This is a genomic window from Leucobacter sp. M11 (genome assembly GCF_035726885.1).
GTDB lineage: Bacteria > Actinomycetota > Actinomycetes > Actinomycetales > Microbacteriaceae > JAPFRB01.
Genome location: NZ_JAPFRB010000003.1, coordinates 188,472 through 197,129 on the forward strand (window position 1 = coordinate 188,472; position 8,658 = coordinate 197,129).

At 69.4% G+C, this 8,658-nt stretch carries 6 protein-coding genes and 1 pseudogene; 3 read left to right on the forward strand and 4 right to left on the reverse strand.

The window, feature by feature from the left end; translation table 11 throughout:
* The 3 genes and pseudogenes from OOT08_RS09160 to OOT08_RS09170 all read right to left on the reverse strand — a co-directional run.
* Positions 1-364: pseudogene (locus OOT08_RS09160) on the reverse strand (hypothetical protein); the annotation flags it as partial.
* Between the two features lie 276 nt (positions 365-640).
* Positions 641-2,005: an MFS transporter gene (locus tag OOT08_RS09165; protein ID WP_325092346.1), complete on the reverse strand. Its 1,365-nt coding sequence runs from the start codon at positions 2,003-2,005 to the stop codon at positions 641-643.
* Between the two features lie 94 nt (positions 2,006-2,099).
* Positions 2,100-3,188, reverse strand: a complete 1,089-nt coding sequence (locus tag OOT08_RS09170) for a mandelate racemase/muconate lactonizing enzyme family protein (protein ID WP_325092347.1) — start codon at positions 3,186-3,188, stop codon at positions 2,100-2,102.
* 179 nt (positions 3,189-3,367) lie between these two features.
* Between OOT08_RS09170 and OOT08_RS09175 the strand changes: the two genes are divergently transcribed.
* Positions 3,368-4,069, forward strand: coding sequence for a GntR family transcriptional regulator (locus OOT08_RS09175; protein ID WP_325092349.1), 702 nt, complete (start codon positions 3,368-3,370; stop codon positions 4,067-4,069).
* On the opposite strand, the gene OOT08_RS09180 is transcribed toward OOT08_RS09175, so the two are convergent.
* The gene (locus tag OOT08_RS09180) at positions 4,057-4,782 is read right to left on the reverse strand and encodes a TetR/AcrR family transcriptional regulator (RefSeq protein ID WP_325092351.1); all 726 of its coding nucleotides are present in this window, start codon (positions 4,780-4,782) and stop codon (positions 4,057-4,059) included. The two genes, OOT08_RS09175 and OOT08_RS09180, sit on opposite strands and share 13 nt — an antisense overlap.
* A gap of 134 nt (positions 4,783-4,916) precedes the next feature.
* On the opposite strand from OOT08_RS09180, the gene OOT08_RS09185 reads away from it, so the two are divergent.
* Together OOT08_RS09185 and OOT08_RS09190 are read left to right on the forward strand one after the other, a co-directional pair.
* Entirely contained in the window at positions 4,917-7,670 is a 2,754-nt protein-coding gene (locus tag OOT08_RS09185; RefSeq protein WP_325092352.1) for an MMPL family transporter, read from the forward strand.
* The coding region (locus OOT08_RS09190; RefSeq protein WP_325092354.1) for a YhgE/Pip domain-containing protein at positions 7,667-8,658 on the forward strand (992 nt) is incomplete at its 3' end. The genes OOT08_RS09185 and OOT08_RS09190, both read left to right, overlap by 4 nt.

Consider the following 8,658-nt stretch of genomic DNA (forward strand, 5'->3'; position numbering starts at 1 on the left):
GCGCGAGCGAGCCGGGGCGCTCCCCGAGCAGGAGCACCGCGATGACGACGGTCAGGATCGGCCCGGTGCCGCGCGCGGTGGCGTAGACCGTCGAGAGGTCACCGCGGGCGTAGCCCCGCTGCAACAGGAGCATGTACCCCACGTGCATCAGCGCGGAGACCCCGGCGCCAACGAGGAAGCTCCGAACCGTGCCGGTGCCCAGGCCGCCGGTCATCGGGATCGCGACGGACCAGATGGTCGCGCTCGCGACCGCGCCCCACCAGAGAAACGGGAGCCCGGACTTGCTCGAGCCGTGCGCGATCACGTTCCACAGCGCGTGGGCCACGGCGGCGGCGAGGACGAGGAGCAAAGCGGTCGTGGACACGGGGAACCTTTCGAGCGCCGATTTCGGGCACGGCGTTCGTGGTTCCTCCGGGCTTTTGTCCTGTCAGATGACGCGCGGCCACGGGGCCTCGCGTGGCGCCGCTCGGACCAGACAGGGAGACCCTCGGAACCCTAGGCGCTATCGAGATCAGCCTACGCTCCCGCCCGACCGGTGGCCAGCGCCGCGGCCCCCGTTCACCGACAATTCATCCCGCGCAGGGAAACGGGCCGCGATCCCCCCGACGTTCCGGGGTGATCGCGGCCCGAACCCATGGAACTAGTCGACGAAGCTGCCGGTCGAGGCCCGCAGGGCCTCCGGCGTGCTTACGCTGAGGCTCCGCCCGCGCGTCTCCGGGCCGAGCAGCGTTGCCACAAAGCCGATGGCGCAGGCCACCACCATGAACAGCGCGACGAGCCACGACTGCCCCCCGGCCGCTGCGACCAGCGCGACCGCGATCAGCGGGGTAAAGCCGCCAGAGATGGCACCGGCGACCTCGCGGCTGAAGGCGAGGCCGGTGAAGCGGGCCCGACTCGAAAAGAGCTCGGAGAAGTATGCGCCCTGGGGGCCAAACATCGCTCCCACGCCGATGCCCAGGCTGATCGTCACCGCGACGGCGATCCCGAAGGCCGTTTCCGAGTTATCGATAATGAGGAAATACGGGAACGCGAACAGCGCTGAGAAACCAATCCCGGTCAACACAACCGGCTTCCGGCCAATCTTGTCCGACAGCGCCCCGAACAGCGGCAGCGTCACCATCGTGGTGGCGGTGGCGATGGTCACGGCGATGGGGCCGATACTCGTGGCCAGGTGCAGCGTGCCGGTGATGTACGCGGCGATGAAGGTGAGATTCACGTAGGCCACGACGTTCTGGGGAGTCTGCGTGCCAATCAACACAAGAATGCCTCGCCACTCCCGCTTGAACACGTCCCTGAGGGGGACGACCGGAGCGTGCTGCTCCTTGCTTGCCTCGGTAAAGGCCGGGGTCTCGCTGATTTTGAGCCGGATGACCAGGGCAACAATGACCACGATAATGCTGGACGCAAACGGGATCCGCCATCCCCAGTTCAGGAAGTCCTCCTCGGGGAGCTGGGTGATGATCGCGAAGGCGCCGGAGGCCATCAGGAGGCCCAGGTACACGCCGACGGCTGGCCAGGAGCCCTGCAGCCCGCGCTTGCGCGGCGGCGCGTGTTCCACCGAGAAGATCGCCGCCCCGCCGAACTCCGCTCCGGCACCGATGCCCTGCACCAGGCGAAGCACCAGCAACAGAATCGGTGCCCAAATGCCGACCTGCGCGTAGGTGGGCAGGAAGGCCATGAGCACGGTCGAGATACCCATGATCATGAGCGTCAACACGAGGACGTATTTGCGCCCCAGGCGGTCGCCCAGGCGCCCAAAGATGAGCCCACCGAGCGGGCGGATGACGTAGCCGAGAGCGAACGCGGCAAAGGCGGCCATCGTCCCGACCAAGGGGTCCTCGTTCACGAAGATGATTCGGTTGAACACGAGCGCCGCGGCCGTGCCGTAGAGGTAAAAGTCGTACCACTCAAGCGCGGAACCGATCAGGGTCGCCGCGGCGACCTTCCGGGTCTCGCGGTGCTGCTTCTCGGGGTGTTGCGCTGACTGAGGCGGGGCCTCTGGCATGGGTGACATCATTGTCCTTTCTGAGGTGCAGGGGGATTCGGCCGGGACGGGGCACCGGCCCCGGCGGAGGGCGTGGCGTGCGGGGGCGTGCCGCTTAGGCGACGACCCGGTTCTCGAGTTCGTCCTCGTCCCACGAAATACCGAGGCCGACGGCGCTCGGGGCCACGGCCCGGCCCTCGGAAATCTCGATCTCTTCCGTGGTCACGGCCCGGAGCTGGGGGATGTGCTCGACGAACGTTCCGTTTGGAATCGCGGCGACCAGGCTCACGTGCAACTCCATCAGGAAGTGCGGGCAGACATCCACGTTGAAGGCCTCGGCGAGGTGCGCGACCTTGAGCCAGGGCGTGATCCCACCGATTCGGGCGACATCGACCTGAACGATGCCTGCCGCCCCACGCTGCAAATACTCACGAAACGCGCCGATCGAATAGATCGACTCCCCCACGGCAATGGGAATTCGGGACGCCTGCGCGAGCCGCTCATGGCCCGCCACGTCCTCCGCGGGCAGGGGCTCCTCGAACCACGCGAGCCGGTAGGGCTCAAACGCGGCCGCCCGGCGGATCGCTTCGGCGGCGGTCATGCTCTGGTTTGCGTCCACCATCAACGCGGCATCGGCACCGATCGCCTGGCGCACCGCCGCAATGCGGGACACGTCCTCGGCGAGCGATTCCTTGCCAACCTTGATTTTGATTCCACGCCACCCGCGCGACATCGATTCCTGGGCCCCAGCGACGAGTTCCCCCTCGCTGAGGTGGAGCCAGCCGCCCTCAGTGTCGTACAGCGGCACGTCTTGCCGCGATCCTCCAGCGAGTTGCCAGAGCGGGAGATTCGCACGCTTGGCTTTCAGATCCCAGAGCGCGGTGTCCACGGCGGCGAGCGCGAGGGCGGTCAGCACCCCGACACTCGTGGCCCGGGTGGAGTCGTAGAGCTTTCGCCAGAGGCGTTCGATATTCGAGGGGTCCTCGCCGGGCAGGAGCCGGAGCAGGTGCTCGTTCAGCATCGAGAGGCTCGCCCGTCCCCCCGTGCCGATCGTGTAGGAATAGCCGCGCCCGGTCGCGCCGTCACTACTTTCGAGATCCACCACGATGGTCTCCTGCTTGAGGAAGGACTGCATCGCGTCGGTGCGCACGGTTTCCACCTCGATATCGACGAGGCGGGCGGTGGCTCGGGTAATGACGGTCATAGCAACGCTGCTTTCCTACTCGGTTAAATCGTATTGTATTTGATTCTGGCACAGCGCATCCGATAGCGCGACCCCGAGCTGCGCCCAGGAACAACCGGGGCGGCGTGGCTGCGATTGCCTCGGCCACGCCGTCGACGCCGCTCAGATCCAGAAAACCCCTCGTCGCCTAGGATGAAAGGGTGAACATTGCCAGCGACGACACCGACCCCGGGGCGGAAGCGACCCTCGGCGAGGATGTCTTCAAGCAGCTGCTCGCCTTCGTCCTCAGCAACGAACTCCCCGCGGATTCGCGCGTCAACATCAACCGGATCGCGAAGCAGCTCGACGTGTCTCCCACGCCGATCCGAGAGGCGCTCACCCGCCTTGAGGTTGCCGGGCTGGTCACAAAAACACACCTCAAGGGATTCCGCACGACCTCGGTGCTGTCCGAGAAAGAACTTGCCGACCTCTTCGTGCTGCGCCTCCTCCTTGAGCCCACATCGGCCGCCCTCGCCGCCGAACACGCAACCCCAGCGGAGCTGAACGCCCTCACCGCAGAGCTCAATTCGTACACGGATGCCCCGGAAACCGGGGACGCGCAGACGATGGCCCGCTTTAGTGAGCACGACGGGCGCCTACACCTGCTGATCGCCCAGGCCTCCGGCAACCTCGCGATTCAGCGCGCCCTGGAGCAGACCCATTTCCACCTGCACGCCTTCCGGCTGTCCTACGAGAAAGCCGCCGGAGATCCGACCCTCCTCGAGCACGTTGCCGTCGTCGAGGCAATCACCGCACGGGAGCCCGAGGCGGCCGCTGCGGCCATGCGGGCGCATCTTGCCGCATCGCGGGAGCGGCTCCTCCCCCGCGCCCGGGCGCTCGAGGCCCCGAGTCAGCCCCGCTGACCATCCGGCGACGACTCGATCGCCCCACCCTCAGGCGGGAACGATGCGGACCCGGGCGCTGCCTCACCGCTCGCGGGGATGACCTCGGTAATGGCGAAGAGCACGCGGGTGATTTCCTCGGCGACGCCGTCCGGCACGCGGCCCGGCTCCAGGCCCAGCAGGGCCTGGGTGCGCAGCGCCCGGGTGTAGACCCCGACGAGCAGTTCCACGGACTCCTCGGCTGGCAGCAGGAAGCGCCAGCCCGCCACCGCGACGATCTCGGTAATCACGCGGGACAGTCGCCCGAGGTACTCGCTCGCGAAGCGGAGATAGGACTCGGCGAGCTCGCGCTCCCGGATCGCCACGAGCAGGAACTCGGTCTCCAAGACGAACCAGGAGCGATCGAAGTTGTCCGAGCGGAAGAAGTCGACAATGAAGCGCGCGACCTCGTCGCGGGTCATGGGCTCCGTCTCGAGCGAGCGGTGCTCGCGGAAGCGATCCATCGTGGCGATCAAGAGGTCCGTGCGCATCTGATACTCGCGGCCCAAGAGGGCCAAGAACAGCTCCTCCCGCGAGGAGAAGTTCGAGTAGAACGCGCCGCGGCTAAAGCCGGCCCGAGCGCAGATCGCCTCAACCGAGGTGCCGCCGAGCCCGAGTTCGACGAACACCGCGGCGGCGGCTTCGAAGAGCCGCTCGCGGGTCTCCATCCGCCGAGGGGTCACGGGCTTCGTCATCCGTTCATCATGACACGGACTGGGCGAAGCGGCGCCACCTGCTCCCGCCCCGCACCCGGAAAAGTCCCAGCGATTCCCCGGGGACAAATGGATACACTTGTGTATCGAAGCCCCCATTTTTCCGAAGGAGCCCCGTGTCCTCCCTGCTGTACTCCCTGGGCCGCCGGGCCTTTCGAGCCAAGTTCCTCGTCCTCGGTATCTGGCTCGCCGTCCTCGCGGCGGTCGGCGGCGGAGCGCTGCTGTTCAACCAGGGGGCCAACGCCCCGATCACGATTCCCGGCACGGAGTCCCAGGAGGCGCTCGACACGCTGAGCCGCACCTTCCCCGAGGTCTCTGGCTCCTCGGCGCAGGTCGTCGTCGTGAGCGCGGACGGCTCCGAAATCGACGTCCAGCGGTACCGGGACGCCGTCGCCGAGGCGGGCGACCGCCTGGAGGCCGTCCCCGGGGTAGCCGCCGTCATGAACCCCTTCGACGAGATCTCCCGCGCCGTCTCCCCCGACGGCCAGGCCGCGCTCCTCACCGTGCAGCTCGAGCACAACGGCGGCGGGGAGCCGAGCGACGAGACCCTGGACGGCATCGTGGCCGAGGTGGACCGGCTGGAGGCCGCACTCCCCGAGGGGGCCACCGCGACCGAGGGCGGCAGCGTCTTCTCCCTCGAAATCCCCTCCGTGAGCCCGACCGAGGCGGTCGGCGTGATCGTCGCGTTCTTCGTCCTCATCTTCACCCTCGGCACCCTGATCGCCGCGGGGATGCCGCTCCTGATCGCGCTCCTCGGGGTCGGCACCTCGATCGCGGGCATCTTCCTCTACACCGCGCTCGGCCCCATCACCTCGATCACCCCGATGCTGGCGCTCATGCTCGGCCTCGCGGTCGGCATCGACTACACGCTCTTCATCGTCGCCCGGCACCAGGAACAGCTCCGGGACGGCATGGACCCCGAAGAATCCGCGGCCCGAGCCACCGCAACGAGCGGCTCCGCGGTGATCTTCGCGGGGCTCACGGTCATCATCGCGCTCGCCGGCCTCGCGGTCGCCGGGATTCCTTTCCTGACCGCGCTCGGCCTTGCCGCCGCCTTCGCCGTCTTTGTCGCGGTGCTGATGGCCCTCACCCTGACCCCCGCCGTGCTCGGCATGGCCGGGCTGCGCATTCTGCCCAAGAAGCAGCGCCTGGCCCGTGCGGCGGGGGCGGCTCGCGACCCCCACGCCCCGGCGAAGCGCGCCCGGACCGCTTCGGACCGCTTCTTCGGTGGCTGGGTCACGGCCGCAACCAAGTGGCCCGTCGTCACGATCGTGATCGTGCTGCTCGGCCTCGGGGCCGCCGCGATCCCCGCGAAAGACCTGCGCCTCGCCCTCCCCGACGCGAGCAGCCTGAGCACCGAGGCCCCCGCCCGCATCGCCTACGAGCAGATCGGGGAGCACTTCGGCCCCGGCCACAACGGCCCCCTGCTCCTGACCGGCTCCATCATCACGAGCACCGACCCGCTCGGCCTGATGGAGGATCTTGCCGAGGAGATCCGCGCCGTGCCCGGCGTCGCCGAGGTCCCGCTGGCCACCCCCAACCCGAGCGCGGACACCGGCATCATTCACGTCATCCCCGAGACCGGGCCGCACGACCCCGAGACCACGGCGCTCGTGGATCGACTCCGCGACATGCAGGACACGTGGGACGAGCAGTACGGGGTCACCCTGTCCGTCACGGGTTTCACCGCGGCCGGCATCGACATCTCAGCCCTGCTCGGCGAGGCCCTGCTCCCCTTCGGCATCCTCGTGGTCGGGCTCTCCCTCGTGCTGCTCGCGATGGTGTTCCGCTCGGTCTGGGTGCCCATCAAGGCCACCCTCGGCTACCTCCTCTCGGTGCTCGTCGCCTTCGGCGCGGTCGCCCTCGTGTTCGAGCACGGCTGGCTCGCGGACGAGCTCAACGTCGCAACGCTCGGCCCCGTCCTCAGCTTCATGCCGATCATCCTGATGGGCGTGCTCTTCGGACTCGCCATGGACTACGAGGTCTTCCTCGTGGCCCGAATTCGGGAGGAGTACGTGCACGGCGGCGACGCGCAACGGGCGATCCGGACGGGCTTCGTCGGCACCGGAAAGGTGGTCACCTCCGCGGCAATCATCATGATCGCCGTGTTCGCCGCCTTCATCCCCGCCGGGGACGTGAGCATCAAACCGATCGCCCTCGGTCTGGCCGTCGGGGTGTTCGTCGACGCCTTCATCGTCCGCATGACCCTCGTCCCGGCGGTGCTCGCGCTGCTCGGGGAGCGCGCGTGGCGGATGCCCGCGTGGCTCGACCGGCTCCTGCCCTCCTTCGATGTGGAGGGCGAGGGCCTGGCCCGCGAGCTCGCGCACCGGGACTGGCCCGCCGACCGGCCGGACGCGGTCATCGCGACCGAGTCGCTCCGCTTCGGCGCCCTCGACGCACCCCAGACGCTGGCGGACCTGCGCGTCGGCCCGGGCGAGGCGCTCGTGCTGGACCCCGCAGACCCCGGCTCCCTCCGCCTCGCCGAGACGCTCACGGGGCGCGCCCCGGTCCGCTCCGGCACCGCAAAGGTCGCTGGCCTGCTTCTGCCGGAGCGAGCGAGCCACCTGCGCCGCCGCAGCGCCGTCGTCGACCTCGCCGCGCCCGATGGCCCCCGTGCCCTTCGCGAGCGGCTCGTCGAGCGCCCCGCGCTGCTCGTCCTCTCCGGGCTCGATGCCCGCGCGAGCACGGCCGCTCGGGCCTCCGCCCGCTCCGCGCTGGAGGGCCGCGCGATCAGCCGCGACGAGGCCCCCCTGACCCTGATCGTGCTCGGCTCGGCGGCGGACGCCGCAACCGTGCTCCCCCTCGGCACGCAGCCCGTGCTCCCCGGCGCGGCCCCCGCGCCCGCCCTCGCGAAGGAGGTCACCCCGTGACCCGGACCCTGTTCACCCGAGCCGACGCCAGCCGCCGGGTCACCTGGCGAACCCTCGCCGGGATCATCCTGGTGCCGATCGTGATCGCGGGACTGTTCATTTGGGGGCTCTGGAGCCCCACCGAGCGGATGAACGACGTGCACGCCGCCGTCGTGAATCTCGACGAGCCCGTCACGATCGAGGGCCAGCTCACCCCGCTGGGCCGCGTCGTCGCCGGGCAGCTCATCGGCAACGACGACGCACACAATTTCACCTGGACCCTGACCGACGAGGAGGACGCGGCCGCCGGGCTTGACGACGGGCGCTACGCCACCGTCGTGACCATCCCGAAGAGCTTCTCCGCTGCGGCCACCTCGGCGGCGGGCGAACCGGCAGACGCCACGCAGGCAACGATCGATATCGCGACGAGCGACCGCGGCAAGCTCATCGATCAGGCACTGTCCCAGGTCGTCACGAGCACCACGGCGAGCGTGCTCAACGAGCAACTCGCGACGACCTTCGTCGAAAACGTCTTTGTCGGGTTTAACACCCTCGGCACGGAGCTGGGCACCGCGGCGAAGGGCGCACAGCAGCTCGCCGACGGCGGACGCGCGCTCGCGGACGGCGCCAAGGGTCTCGCGGACGGCTCCGGCGCGCTCGCGGACGGAACCGCCCAGCTCGCCGACGGCGCGGACGCCCTCGGAGCCGGAACCGCCCAGCTCGCCGACGGGGCGAACCAGACCAACGCGGGCGCGAACGGACTCGCCGCGGGCGCCGAGGGCATCCGGGGCGGCGTCGCGGAGCTCGCGGACGGCGGCACCGACCTCGCCGGGGGCGCGGTGCTCACCGCGGACGGCGCCGCGGAGCTCGCCGCCGGGCTCCGCAGCTACGTCGGCGGCGTCGACCAGCTGGCCGGGGGCCTCCAGGAGATCACCGTGCCCGCTGTGCCCGCGCTCCGCGAGCTCCAGGGGCTGATCGACCAGGCCATCGCCGAGCTGGAGCAGCTTCC